Below are 22,235 nucleotides of genomic sequence, written 5' to 3' on the forward strand. Positions count from 1 at the left end.
GATCGGCCCACGGTCACCTGCGTGTCCGCCCCGCAGCCTAGCCATGCCGCCCGCCATTGTGCTCCGAGCCGCCGACGGAGGGATGAACCCCGGGCGACGCGGTGGCCGCCGACCCCGGACCGACGGGCGTGCCGACCACTGCCATCGCGGTCCACGACCGAGCTACGCCCGCCGGAGTGTCGGACACGCGCTCCGGGCTGCCCCAGCGCCCGGATACACGGAACGCCCCGGAATCGCTTGATTCCGGGGCGTTCTCGTCAGTGCGTCAGCCGGTGGGCTACTTGCCGAATCCCGCGCGGCGGAGGGCGTCGGCCATCGCGCCGCTGGGGGCGGGCTGGTTGCGGCGGTCCTGCTGACGGCCGCCTTGACCGCCCTGGCGTCCGCCCTGACCGCCCTGGCCGCCTTGACGACCACCACCCTGACCGCCCTGGCGGTTGTTCGCGCCCTGGCCGCCCTGACGGGGGCGGCCGTCGTTGCCGCGCTGGCCCTGGCCGCCGCGCGGACGGCCTTCGCCGCGTTCGGGTTTGGCGGCGCCGGGCTCGTCGTCCAGGCGCAGGGACAGGCCGATGCGCTGGCGCTGGACGTCGACCTCGAGGACCTTGACCTTGACCACGTCACCGGATTTCACGACCTCGCGCGGATCCTTGACGAAGTTGTGCGACATGGCCGAGACGTGGACCAGGCCGTCCTGGTGGACGCCGACATCGACGAAGGCGCCGAAGGCGGCGACATTGGTGACGACGCCTTCGAGGACCATGCCGGGCTGCAGGTCCGCGACCTTCTCGATGCCCGCGGCGAATTCGGCGGTCTTGAATTCGGGGCGCGGGTCGCGGCCGGGCTTCTCCAGCTCGGCGATGATGTCGGTGACGGTCGGCACGCCGAAGCGCTCATCGGTGAAGTCGGCCGGGCGCAGCGCGCGCAGGACCGTGGTGTTGCCGATGATCTCCTTCACGCCGCGGCCGCTGGCATCGAGGATGCGCCGCACGACCGGGTAGGCCTCGGGGTGCACCGACGAGCTGTCGAGCGGATCGTCGCCCTCGGGAATGCGGAGGAAGCCCGCGCACTGCTCGAACGCCTTGGGGCCCAGGCGCGGCACGTCCATGAGCGCGGTGCGGCTGCGGAACGGGCCATGGGCATCGCGGTGGGCGACAATGCTTTCCGCGACCGAGCCGGTAATGCCCGACACCCGCGACAGCAGCGGCACCGAGGCCGTGTTGACGTCCACGCCGACCGCGTTCACCGCGTCCTCGACGACCGCGCCCAGCGAGCGGGCCAGCAGGGTCTCGGACACGTCGTGCTGGTACTGGCCGACGCCGATGGACTTCGGATCGATCTTCACCAGTTCCGCCAGCGGATCCTGCAGGCGCCGGGCGATGGACACCGCGCCGCGCAGCGAGACGTCCATATCCGGCAGTTCCTGGGTGGCGTAGGCCGAGGCCGAGTACACCGAGGCGCCCGCCTCCGAGACCACGATCTTGGTGGGCTTGTTCTCCGGAATGCGGGAGATGAGTTCGGCTGCCAGCGCGTCGGTTTCGCGCGAGGCGGTGCCATTGCCGATGGCGATGAGCTCGACATTGAACCGCGCCACCAGCGCGCCCAGCACGGCGAGGGACTTCTCGGTCTGGCCCTGCGGCTTGTGCGGGTAGATGACCTCGGTGGCGACGACCTTGCCGGTGGCGTCGACCACGGCCACCTTCACGCCGGTGCGGTAGCCCGGGTCCAGGCCCATGGTGGTGCGGGTGCCGGCGGGCGCGGCCAGCAGCAGATCACGCAGATTGGCGGCGAACACGTCGACGGCATCGCGTTCGGCGGACTGCCGCAGCCGCATGCGGATGTCGATGCCCAGGCTCACCTGGAGCTTGGTGCGCCAGGCCCAGCGCACGGTGTCGAGCAGCCAGGTGTCGGCGGCGCGGCCCTGCGCGGCAATGCCGAACTTGTGCGCGATGCGGCCCTCGAAGATGGTCCGCTCGCCCTCTTCCGGCTCCTCGGCATCGGGTTCGAGGTGCAGGGTGAGCACCTCTTCCTTCTCGCCGCGCAGCAGCGCCAGGATGCGATGCGAGGGCAGCTTGTCGAAGGGCTCGTTGAAGTCGAAGTAGTCGGCGAACTTGGCGCCCGCCTCTTCCTTGCCGGCGCGCACGGTCGAGGTGATCTGGCCGCGGCTCCACATGAGCTCGCGCAGTTCACCGACCAGGTCGGCGTCCTCGGCGAAGCGTTCGACCAGGATGGCGCGGGCGCCGTCGAGCTGCTCGGCGGTGTACTGGGCCGGATCGGTGGTGGGGTCGCCGAGCAGCGCGTCGGCGACCGGCTCGTGCCCGGCCTCGCGGGCGATCTGCGCCTTGGTGCGCCGCTTGGGCTTGTAGGGCAGGTAGATGTCTTCCAGGCGGGCCTTGGTGTCGGCGAGCATGATCTGCGCGTGCAGCGCCTCGTCCAATTTGCCCTGGCCGCGAATGGATTCGATGATCGACGTCCGCCGCTCGTCGAGTTCGCGCAGGTAGTGCAGCCGCTCGTCGAGCTGCCGCAGTTGCGCGTCGTCCAGGCCGCCGGTGACCTCCTTGCGGTAGCGGGCGACGAAGGGCACGGTCGATCCCGCGTCGAGTAGTTCGACGGCGGCACGCACCTGCTCTTCGCGCACCCCCAGTTCGTCGGCGATACGCCGGCCGACGCTGGCTAGGCGGACGGTCCCCGTGCTCGGGGGATTCTCAGTGCTGACGGTTTCGGAGGCAGTCGTCACGCCCGCAGACACTACCGGCGCGGTCCGGCGACACGACAGGGTGGCGCACTCAGGCGGGCAACATGTGTTGCGGGCAATAGGTGAGGATGTCGATTTCGGTGACGGTCATGCCATTGAGGGCGACATTGGTTTCCGGGTGCATGCGATCGAAGGCGATGCGGAATGCTTTGCGGCCCTGGCCATAACGGTCGATCTCGGCGCACGTCTTGTGACCGGCCATGGCGGAGATGGCCTTGAAGTTGTCGGATTGGTGCTGATGCTTCAACAGCAGGAAGCGAAGTTCTTCCTGTGGCGTGAAGGCGTGCGCGACGGCAGCACCAAAACCGATGAAAACGACACTTGCGGCGAAAACGACAACTGTACGAAGCACTTCCATACCTGCCTTTCGTCGTCCGAATCGAGGTCGAGCAGGAAGACAATAGCCTCAGTCGGGCGGCAGCAGATCGGGGCGTCGCTCCCGGGTGCGTTCCAGGGACTGCTCGCGCCGCCACGCGTCGATCTTGGCGTGATTGCCGGAGAGCAGAATCTCGGGCACGTCGAGCCCGCGCCAGGACACCGGGCGGGTGTAGGAGGGCCCTTCCAGCAGGCCGTCGGAGAACGAATCCTGTTCGTGCGATTGCTGATTGCCGAGCACGCCCGGGATGAGCCGCACGAACGCCTCGGTCATGACCAGCACCGCGGCCTCGCCGCCGATCAGCACGTAATCGCCGATGCTGACCTCTTCGACGCGCACGCGCTTGGCGGCGTCGTCGAAGACCCGCTGATCGATGCCCTCGTAGCGGCCGCAGGCGAACACGATGTGCTCTTCCGCCGACCAGCGCTCGGCGGTGGCCTGGGTGAACGGGACGCCCGCCGGCGTCGGCACCACGAGCAGCGCGTCGTCCGGGCACACCTCGTCCAGGGCGTCGCCCCATACGGTCGGCTTCATGACCATGCCGGGCCCGCCGCCGTACGGCGAGTCGTCCACGGCCTTGTGCACGTCGTGGGTCCAGCGGCGCAGATCGTGCACCTCGACCTCGAGCAGGCCCTTGTCGATCGCCTTGCCCAGCAAGGCGGTTCGCAGCGGCTCGAGGTATTCGGGAAAGATCGTGACTACGTCGATGCGCATCGCGCTCACTCCGGATCCAGCAGACCTTCGGGCGGATCGATGACGATCAGCCGCTCGGCGATCGACACGGTCGGCACCATCGCGGTCACGAACGGCACCAGGATCTCTCGCCCCGCCGGCGGGAACGCCTCGGACGCCTTGATCGAAAGCAGTTCTCCCGCAGCCGAATGCAGCACCTCCTCGACGGCGCCGACAACGGTCCCGTCCCCGAGTTGCACGGTGAGTCCCTCGAGTTCGTGATCGTAGAACTCGTCCGGATTCTCCGACGGCGGCAGATCCGTGCTGTCGACGACGAAGAGCATGCCGCGCAACGCATCCGCCACATCACGATCGTCCACACCGTCCAGACGCAGCAGGAGCCGGCCCGAGTGCTCCCGGGCCGACTCCACTACGTACTGCTGCGTCTGCTTCGACCGCGGCAGCTTGCCCGTGAGGGTGCTGCCGGGCGCGAAACGCAGTTCCGGCTCGTCGGTGCGGACTTCTACGACGAGTTCGCCGCGCACACCGTGCGATTTGGCGACCCGCCCGACGACCAGTTCCATCTACTGATCCGTGTCGACCACGTCGACGCGAATGCCCTTACCGCCGATCCCGGCGACGAGGGTGCGCAGCGCGGTGGCCGTACGACCACCGCGACCGATCACCTTGCCCAGATCGTCCGGGTGCACGTGCACCTCGACGGTCCGGCCACGACGGCTGGTGATCAGCTCGACGTGCACATCGTCGGGATTGGCGACGATGCCGCGCACCAGGTGCTCGACGGCATCGGCGACCACGGCACTCATTACTCGGCGGCTTCGGTCTCGGCCGGGGCCTCGGCCTCGGCGGCCTCGTCCTTCTTGGCAGCCTTCTTCTTGGGGGTGACGGCCTCGGCGACCGGCTCGTTGTCGGCGGCGGCCAGCGCGGCGTTGAACAGGTCCAGCTTGGACGGCTTCGGCGCGGCGACCTTCAGGGTGCCCTCGGCGCCCGGCAGGCCCTTGAACTTCTGCCAGTCGCCGGTGATCTCCAGCAGGCGCTTCACGGGCTCGGTCGGCTGCGCGCCGACACCCAGCCAGTACTGGGCGCGCTCGGAGTCGATCTGGATGAGCGAGGGCTCCTGCTTCGGCTGGTAGATGCCGATGGACTCGATGGCGCGACCGTCACGACGGGTACGGGCGTCGGCGATGACGACGCGGTACTGCGGGTTGCGGATCTTGCCCATGCGGGTCAGCTTGATACGAACAGCCATTGCTGCTCCCTTTCAGGTGGTGGCGAACCCCGAGGGGCTCACCGAGTGGTCACGGCCGCAATTCAGCAACCCACACGCGGTGGGTCCGGTTTTGCGTTGAGTGTTGTGACCGCCGCGCGGTACGTAACCGGAGACGGGCTGACACTGTCCTCGAACGAGAACGGTGGTCCATTCTGCCAGACCGCGCCGAACACTGGAAATCGGCCCTGATCGCAGCACTCAGCGGCAGCTGATCAGGGCATCGATGGGTCAGCGCAGCTCAGACGTATCGATGATGATCTGCACCGGCGCGGGTGGGGTGACTGTTTCACCCGCCGACACACAGACCTCCTGCCGATAGGCGGTCCCGCCGAGCCGATAGCCGCAAAACTTGGCGGGCTTGTTCTTCGGCAGCTCGACTATCCACAGGTATGGAACGCGCGCGGCGGCGTAGCCCGCCATCTTCGTATCGCGTTCCTCGCGCTTGTTACCCGGTGACCACACCTCGACGGCCAACACCAGGTCCTCGGGTTCGAAGCTCGTCCGGTCGACATCAACGGAAACAACCGCTACATCGGGAATAACACCGGTCCGGAAAGCCGTGCTGATTTTCACTGCCACCCCCGGCAAGACGTGCAGATCTGACCGACCCGCGGCCTTCACGGCCTCCCGAAGAGCGACGAACAGCTCGCCAGCCGCAAACTGATGCGACCCCGTAGGCGCAGGTGTCATGTAGAGGTACCCCAGGATGAGCTCGAGACGAGATCCATCGGACGGCTGCTCTTCGGCTAGCCAGTCTTCCACGGTCGTGGGTCCCAAGGGGTGGATCATCGAAACCTCGGCGGTCATCGTCACGGCCCTCTCGTCGCCTCCGGCTCCTGATCAGGAAGATTGCCACGCTGCAACGACACGTCAGCACAGCCAGTGTAAGCAGCCGATCGCTTGATTTGGTACGGCCGGCACCGAATCACGCGCTTCAAGCTCGGCGGTGACTGGCAACCGGGATCAGAGCAGATGTCGGGGCGGCCCGGCGACGCGTCCGTGGCGCGGCAGAACCACAGTCGTCACGATGCGAGATGCGGTACTGCGCCTTGCCGTCGGTGCACAGGTATTTGGTGGGCAGCGCACCGGCGAAGGACGTTACGTCGCAATCGCCACCGGCGCATCGGATGGATTCTTCACGAGGAACGGCATAGCCGAAAGATGGACGCGCCCGCGCTCGAGACGCCCGCGACGAACGCGAACGCCACCCACCACCGCCGGATGAACGACCGTCGCGGCGGCTGCGGCGGAAGGTGGGCCGGGTCGTACCCGGGCGTGACCGGATACGCCGCCTCGGGCGCGGCCCCGGGAGGCGTATCGAAGTGATCGGTCGACTGGTCGTGCAAGATCCATCCCCACCCGTGAAGTACCACGCTCCGCAACCGTCCGGTCGCGGAGAAGGTGATCTTATGCGCGCCAACCGAAAGCCAAGGGGCAGTGACCGATTCGATAACCGATTCCGCTCAGCGGGTCCGATAGCGCAGCAGCACTACGCCGGAGCGGAACTGCTTGCTCTCCACCAGCTTCAGCGGCGGCACCTTCGCGCCCTCCTCGAACAGCCGGGCGCCCTGGCCGATCACCACCGGGTAGACGAACAGGCGGAATTCGTCGATCAGGTCGGCCGCGATGAGGTCGTGTACCAGGTGGATGCTGCCGGTGCTGACGATGTCCTTGCCCGGCTGCTCCTTGAGCGCGCGCAACTCGTCCAGGTTTCGCAGCACGACCGAGTTCGCCCATTGGGGGTCGGTCATGGTTCGCGACACCACGTATTTCCGCAGTTGGTTCAGGGAGTCGGTGATACCGGTCCGGTCATTGGTCTGCAGCGGCCAGTAGCCCCGCATGTCCTCGAAGGTGGCCCGGCCGAACAGCACGGCATCGCAGCGTTCCGTGTGTGCGTGCAACTCGTCCAGAATGTCGGACTGGTCGACACTTTCGTCGTCGCCCACGGTGAACCATCCGGCGGTGGCGTCGATTACCCCGTCGAGGGTGATGTTCTCGGTGATAACAAGATCTCGCATGGTTGGCCTCCCGAATCGGCGAATGTCTCCTCGAGTTGGGACTGCCCCGCACGCAGGAATTCATCGGCGTCGATTCGGCGAATGGCGAGAACGCCTCGCCCGCACCGCCCGATAACTCGGTATGCAAGCACCCCAGGACGATCGTGACCGCCGTGACGACAGGCCGGATGTCGTCGACAAGACCGAGGCGGCGCTCATTGCCGGAACCGTGGCGGCCGAGGCTCCCGGCGTCGCCGAGCTACTGTTCGTCGCCGCTCGGGCCACGCTGCGCGGACTCGCGAATCTGCTGGGCTGATCGGCAGCGGCCGAAGGCGGGGAACCGGGTCAGCGGTGACCGGTGACCGGGTCGGGACGGTTGTGGACGCGACCGCGGAGGACCACCCAGGAGGGGTTGGCCAGGACTTCCGGATGGGTGCGGGGGTCTTGGTGGTAGACAACGAAATCGGCGGGGGCGCCCGGTTCGATATTGGGGCGGTTCAGCCAGGTGCGGGCGTTCCAGGAGGATGCGCCGAGGGCATCGTGGCGGGAGAGGCCGGCTGCCATGAGGGCGGTGATCTCGTCGGCTATGCGACCGTGGCGGATGGAGCCGCCGGCGTCGGTGCCGGTGTAGATGGGAATGCCGGCGTCGTGCGCTTTGGCGACGGTCTCGCGGGAGCGGCGGTGCAGGTCGCGCATGTGGGCGGCGTAGATGGGGAATTTGCCTGCGCTGTCGGCTATTCCGGGGAAGGTGTCGATATTGATCAAGGTCGGGACCAGGGCGGTGCCGCGAGCGGCCATCATCTCGATGGTGTCGTCGGTGAGGCCGGTGCCGTGCTCGATGCAGTCGATACCGGCGTCGAGCAGGCCGTAGAGGGCGTCCTCGCCGAAGACGTGGGCCGTCACGCGTGCGCCTTCGCGATGGGCGGCGTCGATGGCTTCCTTCAGGATGGCGTCCGACCACAGCGGGCGCAGATCACCGGCCGAGCGGTCGATCCAGTCGCCGACGATCTTCACCCAGCCGTCGCCCAGGCGAGCCTGTTCGGCAATGATCTCCGGCAGGTCGCGTTCGTCGTCGAGTTCGATGCCGAGTTCGCGAATGTAGCGTTTGGGGCGGGCGATATGACGTCCGGCGCGGATGATCTCGGGAAGGTCGTCGCGGGTTTCGAGGAAGCGGGTGTCGATGGGTGAGCCCGCGTCACGCAGCAGCAGGGCTCCCGCGTCGCGTTCGGTTTCGGCCTGGGCGATCGCGCCCTCGTGGTCCTCGTGCCCGCCGCCGTAGCGGATGCCGACGTGACAGTGGGCGTCGACCAGTCCGGGCACGATCCACCCTGTGCCGCACAGGGTTTCGACTCCGGGCACGGGCTCGAAGGAGATCCGGCCCCGATGCACCCACAGATCGCGCACGTCCTCGTCCGGCAGAACCACACCCCGCAGATGCATACCCGACCTCCTGGCCTCGGACCGCTTCCCATCCTAGATCGGCCGCGTCCGCCGCATATCGCGGCCGGGGCCCGCGGCGACATGCGTACGCGGGTGTACACAGACCGTCGGTCGGGCTCGATAACGTGAACGCCCGTGGCGGAACCTGGGGCGGTGCGCACGCGCGCCTACGAAACGATCAAGCAGCGCATCGTCGGCGTCGAACTGCTCCCCGGCCAGCGGCTCGTGGAACGGGACCCAGATGCGCCCCCCTCGAAGCCCGCACCGAGTGGCTGTTCCGCCTCACCGCCGACCGCGATCCCGGCGAGCAGCTCACCGAGCACGAGGCCCTCTTCGCCCATATCGCCGCCGGTGACCGCAATGCCGCCGCGGCCTGCGCCTTCGCCCACGTGGCCGCCGGTCGCGCCCCCAGCCTGGCCCTCGCCGCCTCCTGGTCCACCCCCGACGTCGATCCCGAGCTCATTGCCCGCCGGCGTCGCCGCACCAAATCCGAAACATCACCGACCGGGTAGCCATGGCGGCATCGTGCGAGTAGCCCCCGCCACCAGTTCCCGGTGATCAACCGTCCAGGTCAAGCCCGGCGCGTCAGGGCGCGAGGACGGTGATGTCGGTGCGCTCGCGGCAGACTTCGCGGATCGACGCGAGACCCGCCGCGATGACCGGGTGCGCGGCGGCGCCGCGGCGAACCACGGTGAGATGACGGCGGATCGGGACCGAATCGCCGTGCAGGGGCACGCGCACCACCCCGAATTCCGGTGGGATGAATGCCAAACGAGAGACCAGGCTGACGCCGAAACCACGGCCGACCATGGCGGCCACTCCGATGAAGTCGACCGCGCGGCCGGTGATGCGCGGGCTGAATCCTGCTGCGGCGCAGGCGGCGGTCACCACCTGATGGTGCGTGATCCGCTCCGGCCCGCTGATCCACGCGTCCGCGGCGGCCTCGCTGAGCGCCACGCTCGCCCGACCGGCGAGCCGATGATCGGCGGGCACCAGCAGATCCTGCGGTTCGTCGAGCAGCGGATGCTGTTCGAAGCGTTGATCATCCGGCGGCGGGCTGCCCGGCGCGGGCAGCACCACGCCGATATCGCTGTCGCCCGCGAGCAGCAGGTCGAAGCAGTGCCGGCTCTCGTCCTCGACCAACTCCACGGCGAGCCTGGAATGCGCGTCGCGCAGCCGCGCGGCCGCGGTGACCACCAGGGCCGCCAGCGCCGTCGGCATCGCGCTGATCCGCAGCACCCCCGCCATGCCCGCCCGATGCGCCGCCAGTTCCGCGCGCGCCCTTTCCGATTCGGCGGCCATCGCATCCGCGTGCTTCAGCAGCGCATGCGCCGCGGCGGTCAGCCGCACCCGCCGCCCCACCTGCTCGAGCAGCTCCACCTCCAATTCCCGTGCCAGCCCGCGCAACTGCTGCGACACGGTGGAGGGCGTGAGATGCAGCGCGGCCGCGGTCGCGGTGACCGTCCCCCGCTCGGCCAGCACCCGCAAGGTCTGCAATCGCGGATCGATCATGTGGTGATTCCAAACGATTCGCTGTGAAAATATTCGATAGACCGATGCTACGCCGCCGCGAAAAACTGGACATATGGCAGCGAGAACCGGACATTGCGAATATTGCGGATGGCCCAGCGACCAACCCTTCGAAACGCTGTCGCGCCATCGCACCTCGGAAGGCGTGGTGACCTACACCCGCTGCGCGTGCGGTTCGGTCCGAATGCGGCTCGGCCCCACCGGTTCCGGAGCTCCCCGGCCGATGTACAACGGTTGACGCCGCACCGCGCTGATACGCGCTCGGCCCCGGCGGGTATCCGCCGGGGCCGAGCGCGTGGTTCGGGTTACTTCTTCGGGAACTTGAACTTGCTGAGGTCGAAACCTTCCAGCCCCGGCGGCAATTCGTTCAGCCCCGGGGGCAGGTTCGACAGGTCGGGCATACCGGCGGGCATGCCGCCGGGCAGGGCGGGCATGCCGCCCGGGAAACCGCCGCGCACCTTCGGCGGCGTCGGACCGCGTCCGCCCTTCTTGCCCTTCTTGCCTTTGCCCTTGCCCTTGCTGCCGCCGCGGCCCGCGCCGGGCAGGCCGAACTGGCGGCTCATGGCGCCCATCATCTTCTTGGCCTCGAAGAAGCGGTCGACGAGCTGGTTGACGTCGGTGACGGTGACGCCGGAGCCATTGGCGATGCGCAGGCGGCGAGAAGCGTTGATGATCTTCGGATTCGCGCGCTCGGCCGGGGTCATGCCGCGGATGATGGCCTGCACGCGGTCGAGCTGCTTGTCGTCGACCTGGGCGAGCACGTCCTTCATCTGGCCGGCGCCGGGCAGCATGCCGAGCAGATTGCCGATGGGGCCCATCTTGCGGATGGCCAGCATCTGCTCGAGGAAGTCCTCCAGGGTCAGCTCACCGGAGCCGATCTTGCGGGCGGCCTCCTCGGCCTGCTGCTGGTCGTAGACCTGTTCGGCCTGCTCGATCAGGGAGAGCAGATCGCCCATGCCCAGGATGCGGCTGGCCATGCGGTCGGGGTGGAAGACGTCGAAGTCCTCGAGCTTCTCGCCGGTGGAGGCGAAAAGGATGGGCTGGCCGGTGATCTCGCGCACCGACAGCGCGGCACCACCGCGGGCGTCGCCGTCGAGCTTGGTGAGCACCACGCCGGTGAAGCCGACGCCGTCGCGGAAGGCCTCGGCGGTGGTGACCGCGTCCTGGCCGATCATGGAGTCGAGGACGAACAGGATCTCGTCGGGCTGCACGGCATCGCGGATGCCCGCGGCCTGCGCCATGAGCTCCTCGTCGATGCCGAGGCGGCCGGCGGTGTCGACGATCACGATGTCGTACTGCTTGGTCTTGGCTTCCTCGATGCCCGCGCGCGCCACGTTCACCGGATCGGCCGCGGAGATCCCGAGGGGGTTCTCGCCACCGCCGATGGAGGTGCCCGGATGCGGTGCGAACACCGGCACCCCGGCCCGCTCGCCGACCACCTGGAGCTGGGTGACGGCGCCGGGACGCTGCAGGTCGCAGGCCACGAGCAGCGGCTGATGTCCCTGTCCCTTCAGCCATTTCGCGAGCTTGCCGGCGAGGGTGGTCTTACCGGCGCCCTGCAGACCGGCCAGCATGATGACCGTGGGCGGGTTCTTGGCGTACTGCAGCCGCCGCGTCTCGCCGCCGAGAATTCCGATGAGTTCCTCGTTGACGATCTTGACGACCTGCTGGGCCGGGTTCAGCGCCGCGGAGACCTCCGCGCCCTTGGCGCGCTCCTTGATCTTGGCGATGAAGCCGCGCACGACGGGCAGCGCCACATCGGCCTCGAGCAGGGCCAACCGGATCTCGCGCGCGGTCGCGTCGATATCGGCCGGTGAAAGGCGCCCCTTGCCGCGCAAGTCCTTGAGGGCACCGGTCAACCGGTCGGAAAGGGATTCGAACACCGATCGCGCTCCTGATCTCGAGGGTGGTCACTCGAGATACCAGGGTAGTGGGATCGGCGGAGAGCTGTTATTCCAGGCTGCGTGGACGGCGTCCGGTGGGCGGACGGCGGAGATCGTGATTCTCGCTGAGGACCATGCCGACCGCCTCCCGGGCGGTGAGTCCGAGGCCGAGGGCGAGGCCGTCGAGCAGGGCCCATTCGGAGTCGGAGGGCTGATGGTCGGCGACGGTGGAGGCGATGGTCATGGCGGTCACCGCCTGCTGCCCGGTGAGAGTGCGGCCCGGTAGCCAGGAAACGACCCAGCGGTCGCCGCCGACGCAGCGCGCGATGTGCGAGGTCATGTCGCTCGTCATCATGGACGCGGAAACAACTTCTATTGCCACCGACTGCTCCCCTCATGCTCGCGACAAGCTTGTGATCGATGCGATCGTAGGGCGCAACGCGGAGTGCCAGATCCTAATTGCAGCAAATTCCGTGCAACAATCAGATTAACTGGCAAACGTGCGGTTTGCCAGTTAATCCTGCTTCATGGCGAATGGTCAGAAAACCGAGGTTGATCCGTTTTCCGTGTCCGATTCGGGGGCTTTCTTGGGTTGTTGCGGCGGTACCACCGCGAGCACCGCGGCCTCGATCCGGGCCCGCAGTTCGGGGCTGTCGAAAGCGCCCAGATCCAGGCAGAACGAGTCCACGACGGCCGCGCCCATGGTCACCACCTTGGCCCAGGAGACATTCGCACCGGAATCCGCGAGCGCGGCGGCCAGCCGGCTCAGCAAACCGATTCGGTCCTCGGCGCGCAATTCCAGCAGCACGCGTCCGGGCTCGGCGGTTTCCGACCACAGCACCCGCGGTTTCGCCCGCGCATAAGGACTCGGCTGGGTGCCGCCGGCCTCGCGTTCCTTGCGCGCGAGCACGGACGCCAAATCCAAATCCCCATTGATGGCCCGGATCAATTCCTGACGCAGCAAGCCCGGATCCGGCGGATCACCGAATCGCGGCGCGACCACGAAAGTGTCGATAGCGGATTTCCCGACCCCGGCCAGATCGGCGGAAAGCACGCGCAAGGAATGCAGGGCCAGCACACCGGCCGCATCGGAGAGCAATCCGGGATGGTCGGGCGCGACCACGGTGACGATATGGGTGTAGCGGCCTTCGCCCGGTTTCAATTCCACGTGCACGCCACCGGATTCGGCGCGTTCGAGCAACTCGTCGGGAATGGGTTCGGGTTCGGGCAGTTCCTCCCCCGCCATGGCGAGGCGGCAGCGGCGCACCAGATCGCCGATGAGCGAGGCCTTCCAGTCGTTCCACACACCGGGCCCGGTGGCCAGGGAATCGGCTTCGGCGAGCGCGTGCAGCAGTTCGAGGAGTTGCGGATCGCCGTCGAGAGCGTCGATCACCATTTTCACGGTGTCGGGATCGGCGAGGTCGCGGCGCGTGGCGGTATCGGGCAGCAGCAGATGGTGGCGCACCATGGCCGAGAGCGTCCGCACATCCGAGGGCCACAGCCCCAGCCGGCGGCCGATGGAGGTGGCCAGCTCCGCGCCGACCACGCTGTGATCCTCGGTGCGTCCCTTGCCGATATCGTGCAGCAGCGCGCCGAGCAGCAGCAGGTCCGGGCGCGCCACCCGGGTGGACAGCGCGCTGGCCTGGGCGACGGCCTCCATGAGGTGGCGGTCCACGGTCCAGGTGTGCATGGCATCGCGCGGCGGCAGATCGCGCACCACGCCCCATTCCGGGAAAAGCCTGCCCCACAAGCCGGTTCGGTCCAGCGCCTCGATGGCGTCGATGGTGCCCGGCCCCGCGCCCAGCAGCACGAGCAGATCGTTGAGGGCGTCCTTGGGCCACGGTTCGCGCAGTTCGGGCGCGTCCTCGGAGAGCCGGTTGAGGGTCGTCGCCGACATGGGCAGCCCGGTCTGCGCCGAGGCCGCGGCCACGCGCAGTATCAACCCGGGATCGCGCTGCGGGCGGGCGTCGCGGGCCAGCACCACCTCACCGGAATGCTCGACCACCCCCTCATCGAGTGGTCGGCGCACCGGCATGCGGCGCAGGCGCGCGAGGCCGCGCCGGGGCAGGGCATTGGCGGCGGTGCGCAATCCGACATCCACCGAATAGGAGACGGTGCGCGCGGCATCGCTGAGCGTGCGGGCCAGATCGAAGCGATCCCCGATGCGCAGGGCCGCCCCGATCTCGTCGGCGTCCTGGGCGCGCAGCTGGTCGCGCCCGCGCCCGGCGACCCGGTGCAGTTCGGTGCGCACATCCAGCAGTCGCCGATGGGCTTGGGCGAGACCGCCGCCCGGCACATCCGGACCGAGCCCCGGCATGGCGTCGGTCAGCTGTGCGATGGCGAGCGCGTCGAGCAGCTGGATATCGCGCAGGCCGCCGCGCCCGTGCTTGAGATCGGGTTCGGCGCGATGCGCGATCTCTCCGCTGCGCCGCCACCGGGTTTCGGCCTGGGCGATCAGGCCGTCGAAGCGGGAGCGGATGCCGCTGCGCCAATCCCGCCGCACGCCGCTGATCAGCAGATTGCTCAGCCCTTCGTCGCCGACGATGTGCCGTGCTTCGAGCATGCCGAGCGCGGCGGTGAGATCGTCGGAGGCCACGCGCAGCGCCTGCGGCACGGTGCGCACGCTGTGGTCGAGCTTGATGTGGGCGTCCCACAACGGATACCAGAGCTGATCGGCGACCTCGGCCACCTTATGCGGGTCGACGTCGTCGTAGAGCAGCACCAGATCCAGATCCGAGTACGGCAGCATCTCCCGGCGCCCCAGGCCGCCCACGGCGAGAATGGCCAATCCGCTGTCGGGCGTGATGCCGACATCGGAAGCCTTGGTGGTCAGCCACAATTCGAACAGGTCCACCAGCGCCTGGCGCAGCGCCTCCGAATCCAGTTTCGATGTGCGGCCATTGGCGTGGTGCTCCCCCAGCAGTTGGTCACGAGCCCGGACCAAGTCCGACGCCCCGTTGGAGACTTTCCCGTTCGGAACCTTCTCGTCGCGTGCCTGCTGGAAACCCACAACCCACCACCCATCTCATTCAGTTCGTCATCCCCGAGCACGGGGGCGGCCCCGTCCCGTCCGGTTCACACCGGCGGGTGCGGGGCCGCCACTCGATCCATCTCTTTAGAGAGCGTCGGACCCACGTTCGCCGGTGCGGACCCGGATGACCGCCTCCACGGGGGTCACCCAGACCTTGCCGTCACCGATCTTTCCGGTGCGGGCGGCCTCGACGATGGTCTCGACGACCTTCTCGACGGAGGCGTCGTCCACGACCACCTCGACCCGGACCTTCGGGACGAAGTCGACCGAGTACTCGGCGCCGCGATAGACCTCGGTGTGGCCCTTCTGACGTCCGTACCCCTGCACCTCGCTCACGGTCATGCCGAGTACGCCCGCCTGCTCCAGCCCGCTCTTGACGTCCTCGAGCGTGAACGGTTTGACGATTGCAGTGATCAGTTTCATTGCGTCATGCCTCCTTGACGGTCGCGGCGGTGGTACGGGCCGTTCCACCCACAGCAGCGAAATCGTATGCCGATTCCGCGTGCTCGGACTCGTCCAAGCCCTGGAACTCGCCTTCTTCGTCGGCGCGCAGGCCGATGGTGAACTTGATCGCGAAGGCGATGATGGCGGTCGCGACCGCGGAGAACACCAGTACGGCGAGGGCGCCGACGGACTGCAGCTTGAACTGCTCGATGCCACCGCCGTAGAACAGACCGGTCACACCGGCGGGCGCCTCGGGCGCGGCGACCAGGCCGACCATGAGGGTGCCGACAAGGCCGCCGACCAGGTGCACGCCGACCACGTCGAGCGAATCGTCGAAGCCGAGCTTGAACTTCAGGCTGACCGCCAGGGCGCACAGCGCACCCGCGACCGCGCCGATGGCAATGGCGCCGAGCACGTTCACCGAGGAACAGGCCGGGGTGATGGCGACCAGACCGGCCACAATGCCCGAGGCGGCGCCCAGCGAGGTGGGCTTGCCGTCGCGGATCTTCTCCACCAGCAGCCAGGCCAGCATGGCGGTGCCGGTCGCGATGGTGGTGGTCAGGAAGGTCTCACCGGCGGTGGCGGTGGCGCCGACGGCGGAACCGGCGTTGAAGCCGTACCAGCCGAACCACAGCAGACCGGCGCCGAGCATGACGAAGGGCAGGTTGTGCGGGCGCATGGGGGTCTTGGGCCAGCCCTTGCGCTTGCCGAGGATGAGCGCGAGGACCAGACCGGCGACACCGGCATTGATGTGGACGGCCGTGCCGCCCGCGAAGTCGATGGCCTTGAGGTTGTTGGCGATCCAGCCGCCCTCTTCACCGGTGATGTTGTCGAAGGCGAACACCCAGTGCGCGACCGGGAAGTACACGACCGTGGCCCAGACCGCCGCGAACAGCAGCCAGGCGCCGAACTTCATGCGGTCGGCCACCGCGCCGGAGATCAGCGCGACGGTGATGATCGCGAACATCAGCTGGAACGCGACGAACACCGGTAGCGGGATGGTGCCGGCCAGCGGCACGCTGGTTTCGACGTCGGCGAGCACGTTCGACTGGTCGGCGCCGCCGAAAACGCCCTTCAGGCCGAAGTATTGGGCCGGATCGCCGAACAGGTTGCCCTTGTCATCGCCGAAGGCGATGGAGAAACCGTAGAGCGACCACAGGATGGTCACCACGCCCATGGCGCTGATGCTCATCATGATCATGTTCAGCACGTTCTTCGAGCGGACCATGCCGCCGTAGAAGAACGCGAGTCCGGGTGTCATTAGCAGCACGAGTGCTGAAGCTGCCAGCATCCATGCGGTGTCTCCGGCGTCAGGCGCGCCCATTACTGGGAAGTCCACCTTCTTGTCCTCCTCATCTCGAGCCCCGCCGGTACACGGCAAATCGGGCCTGCAATGAGGTTCCTCAGTCGGTGTTTCCTCCGTGAACCTGCGGCGTTTCACCTAGGTGAACGGATGAGCGTGCACTGTTGCAGTCAGGTTTCCGAAACCGCACCTCTGTTACGGGCGGATTGTGAGGATGATCTCAGGACACATCATCCGCCCACGTCGGCGCGGGTTATCCGAGCAGGGCGTCGACGAAGGCGCCGGGCTCGAACGGAGCGAGATCATCCGCGCCCTCGCCCAAACCGACCAGTTTCACGGGCACGCCGAGCTCGTGCTGCACCTGGAAGACGATGCCGCCCTTGGCGGTTCCGTCCAGCTTCGTCAGGGCAACGCCGGTGATGTCGACGACATCGGCGAAGACGCGGGCCTGCATGAGACCGTTCTGGCCGACGGTGGCGTCGAGTACGAGGAGCACCTCGTCGACTTCGGCCTTCTTCTCCACCACGCGCTTGACCTTGCCGAGCTCGTCCATCAGGCCGGTCTTGGTGTGCAGGCGGCCGGCGGTGTCGATGAGGACCACGTCCACGCCGCGATCGATGCCGGCGCTGACGGCGTCGAAGGCGACGGCGGCCGGATCGGCGGCCTCCTTGCCGCGCACGGTCTCCGCGCCCACGCGCTCACCCCAGGTCTGCAGCTGATCGGCGGCGGCCGCGCGGAAGGTGTCGGCGGCGCCGAGCAGCACGCGGCGGCCGTCGGCGACCAGGACGCGGGCGAGTTTGCCCGTGGTGGTGGTCTTTCCGGTGCCGTTCACGCCGACCACCAGCAGCACCGACGGGTGATCGGCGTGCGGCAGGGCGCGAATGGAGCGGTCGAGTTCGGGGCGCAGGGCCTCGATCAGGACGTCGCGCAGCACATTCCGGGCGTCGACGGCGGTGCGGACGCTGCGGGCGGCCATTTCCGCGCGCAGGCGCTCGACAATGGCGGCGGTGCTGGCGGTGCCGAGATCGGCCATCACCAGGGTGTCCTCGATCTCCTCCCAGGAGTCCTCGTCGAGGTCGCCGCCGCCGAGCAGGCCGAGCAGGGATTTGCCGACGGCGTTCTGGGAGCGGGACAGGCGGCCGCGCAGGCGGGTGAGGCGGCCGGCGGTGGGCTCGATGTCCGGGACGAACACTTCGGGTTCGGCCGGGGCGGCGGTCTCGGCCGGGGCGGAAGCCTCGACGGGAGCCGGGGTTTCGGTGGGAGCCGGGGTTTCGGTGGGAGCCGGGGTTTCGGCGGGAACCGGGGCCGCGGGCGGCGCGGTATCGGCCGGGGCGACGATCTCGATGGGCCCGCCGGTCTCCACCGTTTCAGGGGTTTCGACGCGCTCGGCGGGTTCGGCCGGCGCGGCGGCTTCGGCGGGCGCGGGGGCTTCGTCCGGAGCGGTGGTCGGCTCGACCGGCGCGACGACATCGGCGGGCGTGACTGCTTCCGCGGCCGCGGCGTCCGCGAGCGCGGCGGTGTCGGTGGCGGGCTCGGGCCCCTGCACCGGCTCGGGCAGGCGGACATCGGTAATGCTGCGCTTGCCCGAATCGCGCGGGATGGCGGCATCGTCGCCGACGTGCGGCTGGCCCTCGGTATCGGTGCGCTCGACCGGCACCGGCTCGGGCTTGGGGAGCGTTGCGGTCCCGCCGCCTTGACTGAAACTGAATCCGCCCGCCGACTTGTACCCACCTGACCGGTCGGTCTTTTCCGTCAGCTCCTTCTCCGGAGCGGTCGGCGCCAGCGAGATGCGCCGGCGCTTGTACAGGACGAATCCCGATACGAAGGCCACCAGCAGCACCGCGGCGATCGCGGCAATGAGGATCCAGGCTTGAGCAGTCACGCCCCCATCCTTTCAGAGGTGGATCTATCGCCCGATTCGTGCACCTACCCTCGGGTCGCGGAGCAGTGTTCAGTAGCACACATCAATGGGTAACGGCTATGGACACGCCGAACCGCGGGCCTCGAATCGAGACAACGACCGACCGGTCTGCACAACATCGCACCACAGTGCGGAAGGAGCGGCGAATGCGACACCGAGACAATAGGATCGGCGACGTGACCGATCGAAATGTGCTTGGGGGACCGCTGGAGGAGTGTGGCACCGATCCTCTCACCGGCTTCTACCGGGACGGCTGCTGTAGCACCGGCCCCGAAGATCTTGGCAGCCACACCGTGTGCACCGTGGTGACCGCGGAGTTCCTGGAGCATCAGAAGTCGATCGGCAACGACCTCATCACCCCGCGCCCGGAGAACAACTTCCCGGGCCTGCAACCCGGCGACCGCTGGTGCGTGGTCGCCGTCCGCTGGCTGCACGCCCACGAGGACGGCGTGGCCGCCCCGGTGGTCCTGGCCGCCACCCATGAGAACGCCCTCGAGGTGGTCCCGATGGACACCTTGCGCAAATACGCCGTCGACGTCCCCGACGACGTCAGCGATCTCCTCTAGCGCGACAAGGCAATTCACCCCCTCCTCCCCCACGGCTCCGCATTTCTTGTCGGTGGGTCGTGCGAGCATGCAATCCATCTGTGCCGCGCAACCCTCGAGAGGCCGCAATGCCCACGACCTTCGACGCCATCAAGGCTGATTTCTTCCGCTTCACCAGCGATATCGTCTGGTGCACCATCACCACCGTCGCCCCCGGCGGCCGCCCCCGCTCCCGCATCCTGCACCCCATCTGGGAAATGGACGGCGACCGCCCCGTCGGCTGGATCTTCACCTTCCCCTCCCCGGTCAAGGCCCGGCACCTGTCCGCCAACCCGGTCGTGGCCTTCTCCTACTGGAGCCCGGCCCAGAACGTCGTCCAAGGCGAAGCCCGCACCAGCTGGGTCGACGACGCCGCGACGAAGAAACACGTCTGGGACATGTTCATGACCACCCCGCCCCCGCTGGGCTACGACCTGACCGAATTCGGCGCAACGGGTCCCGAGGATCCGTCCTTCACCGTGCTCCGCTTGGACCCCGATCGCATCCAGCTGCTCCACGGCGAACAGCTGGCGGCCGGCGACGTCACTCCCGCCATCGTCAAATTCGCCTGATGCGGCATGCGGCAATGCCGCCCGGATGATCCGGACGGCATTGCCGCTGGCGGTGTTTCGGTTGTGCGCCGGGGTTCAGCGGTCGGTGCGCAGGGTGTAGACCTGGGCGGCGGCCATGAGGGCGGTGAAGGCGGCGATGAACAGGACGCCGATGGTGCCCAGGGTGGTGGGTTCGATCCAGCCGGCGGCCAGGGTGATGAGGCTGTCCAGGGTCCAGAAGGCGTTGATGCCGGCGATCACCGCGGCGGGCTTGCGGGGGATGTTCTTACGGGTGGCGACGATCAGGACGCCGATGGCGTAGGCGGTGAAGAAGGCGCCGACGCCCAGCAGCAGTGGGGTGGACAGGCCGAGCGGGGAGTCGAGGACGCCTGCGAGGGCCATGAGGGCGATGCCCGAGACGAGGGTCATGATGCCGTCGAGTTCGTAGGCCAGGCGCAGGGGGGACATGCCGGCGATGGTGCGGGAGGCGGTGGCGGTGTAGGTCATGGGGACCAGTCCTTCGGTCGGGGTGTTCGCTTGCGACACTCCGACAGTCGCCGGAGGGGCACTGCCAACACCACGCCAAGTGCTGCCTACTACTGCCAATCGCTGGTCAGGCGTTGTTTCTTGTTTCGGAGGGAATGCTGGGCAGGCCCGAGCGCAGTTGGGCGGCAATGAGCTTCGCTGCCGAGTTCTGCCAGTTGTGCAGGGTGCGTTCGGGGACCTGGTCGACGAACCAGGCGAGGGCGCGGCGGGCGACCGGGTCCAGGTCGGTGCGTTTGGTGCGGACGCTGTAGGGGCGGATGCCGACGACGTAATAGAAGTAGACCGAGTTGTAGTGCCGCCACTCCTCGCTGGTGCCGAATTCCTCGCCGGTGCGCGGTTTCAGGCGGGTGATGGATTCGGTGAGCAGGGCCTTGAGTTCGGTGGCGCGGTCCAGCGGGCCGGAGGCGTCGCGGCCGGAGAGCCTGTCGTCGATGGCGGGCAGATCGATGAGCGGGCTCGAGACCAGCTTGCCGAGATCGGCGTAGTGGCTGAGGGCGCGGCGGGTGAGGCGGGCGAACTCGTCCTCCTCCAGGGCGGCCAGGCCGGTGTCGGCGACCTTGCGCGGGAGGGCTTCCGCGGCGGTGCGCAATTCGCCGCGGGCCTCGCGCAGCCGCGGCGCGGAGGCGAAGGCGAGCCGGTCCACGCCCGCTTGCAGGGGTGCGTTGAGCACCTGCAGGGCGATGGCCGCGGCAATGGCGCCGAACAGCAGGGCCAGTAGCCCGGTCCGCTCCCCCGCCAGCACGATGGCGACCGCCGCCTGGCCGCCGAACACCACCGCCGTCACCGCCGAGGCCAGCAGCGAGCGAATCATGTCGCCGCGCAGCGCTTCCCCTTCGTCGAAGGCGTCCAGCACGGCGATGCCCAGTCCGAGCAGCAGCAGATCCACCGCCACGGCCGAGAGCATGGCCGTGCGCGGCACCACATTGAATCCCAGCAGGATCAGGGCCACGCTGAGCCCGAACATGAGCGCGCCGACCGACAGCAGCCCCGCCACCGAGCGCCGTGCGTCATCGGCCCAATCGGCTTGCTGATTCAGCATTCCCAGCATGGCGACCAGCAGCATGAGGATGACGAGCGCACCCAGCAGATACGCCACCGGCATCAGCCCGGCCCCCGCCGGCATGGCCAGCAGCGCACACACCGGAACCACCCCGAGCCGCCAGATCCGGTCCCCCCGTTCGGCGAACCGCTCCGGCCACAACCGCACGAACACCCCCGTCCACGCGATCCCCGGCAGGCACACCAGCACGATCCGCAACCCGTCGAACCACTCGTCCCCGGTCGCCAGCCCATCCCCGACCACCGCCGCCGCATACGCGAGCATCCCCACACCCGCCCTGCGCAACACCGCCTTCCGCGAATCCCGCGCCAGCAGATACAACCCCAGCCACCATGCGACCCCGAATGCCACAGCCGATACCCACACCACGCCGCGAGCCTATCCCGGCACCCCACCCTCCCGTCCCGCCCAACCGGATCACGAATCCGTATACCCGCCAGCGACTCTCGCCGAGGTCATGCGGGCTTGTGACACACCGCTTCGAGCATGAGACCGTCGTACCCGGTCCAGAAGGTCGCGTAGTAGGGCGGCGGGTACTCGGGGAATTCCCTTGGCGGATGCAGGATCTCCGCGCCCCGCTCGACCGCCCACGCGTGCACGTCGTCCACGGCGGCGCGGGAGCGCATCATGAAGGCCAAATGCTGCAGTCCCGCCCGGCTGCGCGAGTACCCGGGTTCGGCGGCGGGATAGAAGAACAGATACGTCCCGATCTTCCCGCCCGCCGGGAGGTACGCGAACTGGGTGTCGTCGCTCAGCAAGGGCGCGTATCCGACGAGCGGCATCAACTCGTCGTAGTAGGCCCGCGCCGCGACGAGATCGGACACATTGACGCCCAGGTGACCGAGAGGCATGCCCGG

23 protein-coding genes are annotated in these 22,235 nt (G+C 68.3%); 4 read left to right on the plus strand and 19 right to left on the minus strand.

The window, feature by feature from the left end; translation table 11 throughout:
* Positions 1 to 277: 277 nt before the first annotated feature.
* The 8 genes from ACFVIV_RS22690 to ACFVIV_RS22725 form a co-directional block, all read right to left on the minus strand.
* The gene (locus tag ACFVIV_RS22690; RefSeq protein WP_379199340.1) at positions 278 to 2,731 is read right to left on the minus strand and encodes a Tex family protein; all 2,454 of its coding nucleotides are present in this window, start codon (positions 2,729 to 2,731) and stop codon (positions 278 to 280) included.
* 49 nt (positions 2,732 to 2,780) lie between these two features.
* The gene (locus ACFVIV_RS22695; protein WP_379199342.1) at positions 2,781 to 3,107 is read right to left on the minus strand and encodes an SANT/Myb-like DNA-binding domain-containing protein; all 327 of its coding nucleotides are present in this window, start codon (positions 3,105 to 3,107) and stop codon (positions 2,781 to 2,783) included.
* Positions 3,108 to 3,155: 48 nt separating this feature from the next.
* On the minus strand, positions 3,156 to 3,839 hold the full coding sequence (trmD, locus tag ACFVIV_RS22700; protein ID WP_379199344.1) for a tRNA (guanosine(37)-N1)-methyltransferase TrmD: 684 nt from the start codon (positions 3,837 to 3,839) through the stop codon (positions 3,156 to 3,158).
* Between the two features lie 5 nt (positions 3,840 to 3,844).
* Positions 3,845 to 4,381, minus strand: a complete 537-nt coding sequence (rimM, locus tag ACFVIV_RS22705) for a ribosome maturation factor RimM (RefSeq protein ID WP_379199346.1) — start codon at positions 4,379 to 4,381, stop codon at positions 3,845 to 3,847.
* Complete coding sequence (locus tag ACFVIV_RS22710; protein ID WP_029930032.1) at positions 4,382 to 4,624, minus strand: RNA-binding protein; 243 nt, start codon at positions 4,622 to 4,624, stop codon at positions 4,382 to 4,384.
* Positions 4,624 to 5,067 (minus strand): 30S ribosomal protein S16, encoded by a 444-nt coding sequence (rpsP, locus tag ACFVIV_RS22715; RefSeq protein ID WP_379199348.1) that lies wholly within the window; start codon positions 5,065 to 5,067, stop codon positions 4,624 to 4,626. The genes ACFVIV_RS22710 and rpsP overlap by 1 nt, the downstream gene beginning before the upstream one ends.
* Positions 5,068 to 5,316: 249 nt before the next feature.
* A complete protein-coding gene (locus ACFVIV_RS22720; protein WP_379199418.1) occupies positions 5,317 to 5,895 on the minus strand; it encodes a Uma2 family endonuclease in 579 nt (192 codons plus the stop codon).
* A 656-nt stretch (positions 5,896 to 6,551) separates the two neighbouring features.
* On the minus strand, positions 6,552 to 7,106 hold the full coding sequence (locus tag ACFVIV_RS22725) for a dihydrofolate reductase family protein (RefSeq protein WP_379199350.1): 555 nt from the start codon (positions 7,104 to 7,106) through the stop codon (positions 6,552 to 6,554).
* Positions 7,107 to 7,227: 121 nt separating this feature from the next.
* Here ACFVIV_RS22725 and ACFVIV_RS22730 point away from each other — a divergent pair, with 121 nt between their 5' ends.
* The gene (locus ACFVIV_RS22730; RefSeq protein ID WP_379199352.1) at positions 7,228 to 7,401 is read left to right on the plus strand and encodes a hypothetical protein; all 174 of its coding nucleotides are present in this window, start codon (positions 7,228 to 7,230) and stop codon (positions 7,399 to 7,401) included.
* A 29-nt stretch (positions 7,402 to 7,430) separates the two neighbouring features.
* Here ACFVIV_RS22730 and ACFVIV_RS22735 read toward each other — a convergent pair whose 3' ends face one another.
* Positions 7,431 to 8,525, minus strand: coding sequence for an amidohydrolase family protein (locus ACFVIV_RS22735; RefSeq protein ID WP_379199354.1), 1,095 nt, complete (start codon positions 8,523 to 8,525; stop codon positions 7,431 to 7,433).
* Between the two features lie 125 nt (positions 8,526 to 8,650).
* Here ACFVIV_RS22735 and ACFVIV_RS22740 point away from each other — a divergent pair, with 125 nt between their 5' ends.
* Positions 8,651 to 9,037 carry a hypothetical protein gene (locus ACFVIV_RS22740; RefSeq protein ID WP_379199356.1) on the plus strand — a complete coding sequence of 129 codons (387 nt, stop codon included), beginning with the start codon at positions 8,651 to 8,653 and terminating at the stop codon, positions 9,035 to 9,037.
* Positions 9,038 to 9,110: 73 nt separating this feature from the next.
* On the opposite strand, the gene ACFVIV_RS22745 is transcribed toward ACFVIV_RS22740, so the two are convergent.
* The 7 genes from ACFVIV_RS22745 to ftsY form a co-directional block, all read right to left on the minus strand.
* Positions 9,111 to 10,037 carry a LysR family transcriptional regulator gene (locus ACFVIV_RS22745; protein WP_379199358.1) on the minus strand — a complete coding sequence of 309 codons (927 nt, stop codon included), beginning with the start codon at positions 10,035 to 10,037 and terminating at the stop codon, positions 9,111 to 9,113.
* 323 nt (positions 10,038 to 10,360) lie between these two features.
* The gene (ffh, locus tag ACFVIV_RS22750) at positions 10,361 to 11,938 is read right to left on the minus strand and encodes a signal recognition particle protein (protein WP_379199359.1); all 1,578 of its coding nucleotides are present in this window, start codon (positions 11,936 to 11,938) and stop codon (positions 10,361 to 10,363) included.
* A 67-nt stretch (positions 11,939 to 12,005) separates the two neighbouring features.
* Positions 12,006 to 12,320 carry a hypothetical protein gene (locus tag ACFVIV_RS22755; RefSeq protein WP_379199361.1) on the minus strand — a complete coding sequence of 105 codons (315 nt, stop codon included), beginning with the start codon at positions 12,318 to 12,320 and terminating at the stop codon, positions 12,006 to 12,008.
* A gap of 156 nt (positions 12,321 to 12,476) precedes the next feature.
* Positions 12,477 to 14,948, minus strand: coding sequence for a [protein-PII] uridylyltransferase (locus tag ACFVIV_RS22760; RefSeq protein WP_379199363.1), 2,472 nt, complete (start codon positions 14,946 to 14,948; stop codon positions 12,477 to 12,479).
* Between the two features lie 105 nt (positions 14,949 to 15,053).
* The gene (locus ACFVIV_RS22765; RefSeq protein ID WP_379199365.1) at positions 15,054 to 15,392 is read right to left on the minus strand and encodes a P-II family nitrogen regulator; all 339 of its coding nucleotides are present in this window, start codon (positions 15,390 to 15,392) and stop codon (positions 15,054 to 15,056) included.
* Positions 15,393 to 15,396: 4 nt separating this feature from the next.
* Positions 15,397 to 16,737: an ammonium transporter gene (locus tag ACFVIV_RS22770; protein ID WP_379199420.1), complete on the minus strand. Its 1,341-nt coding sequence runs from the start codon at positions 16,735 to 16,737 to the stop codon at positions 15,397 to 15,399.
* Between the two features lie 232 nt (positions 16,738 to 16,969).
* Positions 16,970 to 18,598, minus strand: coding sequence for a signal recognition particle-docking protein FtsY (gene ftsY, locus ACFVIV_RS22775; protein WP_379199367.1), 1,629 nt, complete (start codon positions 18,596 to 18,598; stop codon positions 16,970 to 16,972).
* 215 nt (positions 18,599 to 18,813) lie between these two features.
* On the opposite strand from ftsY, the gene ACFVIV_RS22780 reads away from it, so the two are divergent.
* Both ACFVIV_RS22780 and ACFVIV_RS22785 read left to right on the plus strand, forming a co-directional pair.
* Positions 18,814 to 19,203 (plus strand): DUF2237 family protein, encoded by a 390-nt coding sequence (locus tag ACFVIV_RS22780; RefSeq protein ID WP_181581079.1) that lies wholly within the window; start codon positions 18,814 to 18,816, stop codon positions 19,201 to 19,203.
* A gap of 107 nt (positions 19,204 to 19,310) precedes the next feature.
* Positions 19,311 to 19,793, plus strand: a complete 483-nt coding sequence (locus tag ACFVIV_RS22785; protein WP_379199368.1) for a pyridoxamine 5'-phosphate oxidase family protein — start codon at positions 19,311 to 19,313, stop codon at positions 19,791 to 19,793.
* A 75-nt stretch (positions 19,794 to 19,868) separates the two neighbouring features.
* Here ACFVIV_RS22785 and ACFVIV_RS22790 read toward each other — a convergent pair whose 3' ends face one another.
* From ACFVIV_RS22790 to ACFVIV_RS22800, 3 genes are all read right to left on the minus strand, one after another.
* Positions 19,869 to 20,279 carry a hypothetical protein gene (locus tag ACFVIV_RS22790; protein ID WP_379199369.1) on the minus strand — a complete coding sequence of 137 codons (411 nt, stop codon included), beginning with the start codon at positions 20,277 to 20,279 and terminating at the stop codon, positions 19,869 to 19,871.
* 106 nt (positions 20,280 to 20,385) lie between these two features.
* On the minus strand, positions 20,386 to 21,747 hold the full coding sequence (locus tag ACFVIV_RS22795; RefSeq protein ID WP_379199370.1) for a hypothetical protein: 1,362 nt from the start codon (positions 21,745 to 21,747) through the stop codon (positions 20,386 to 20,388).
* Between the two features lie 86 nt (positions 21,748 to 21,833).
* Complete coding sequence (locus ACFVIV_RS22800; protein WP_379199371.1) at positions 21,834 to 22,229, minus strand: VOC family protein; 396 nt, start codon at positions 22,227 to 22,229, stop codon at positions 21,834 to 21,836.
* Positions 22,230 to 22,235 lie beyond the last annotated feature (6 nt).

It is taken from the genome of Nocardia sp. NPDC127526, assembly GCF_042672265.1.
GTDB lineage: Bacteria > Actinomycetota > Actinomycetes > Mycobacteriales > Mycobacteriaceae > Nocardia.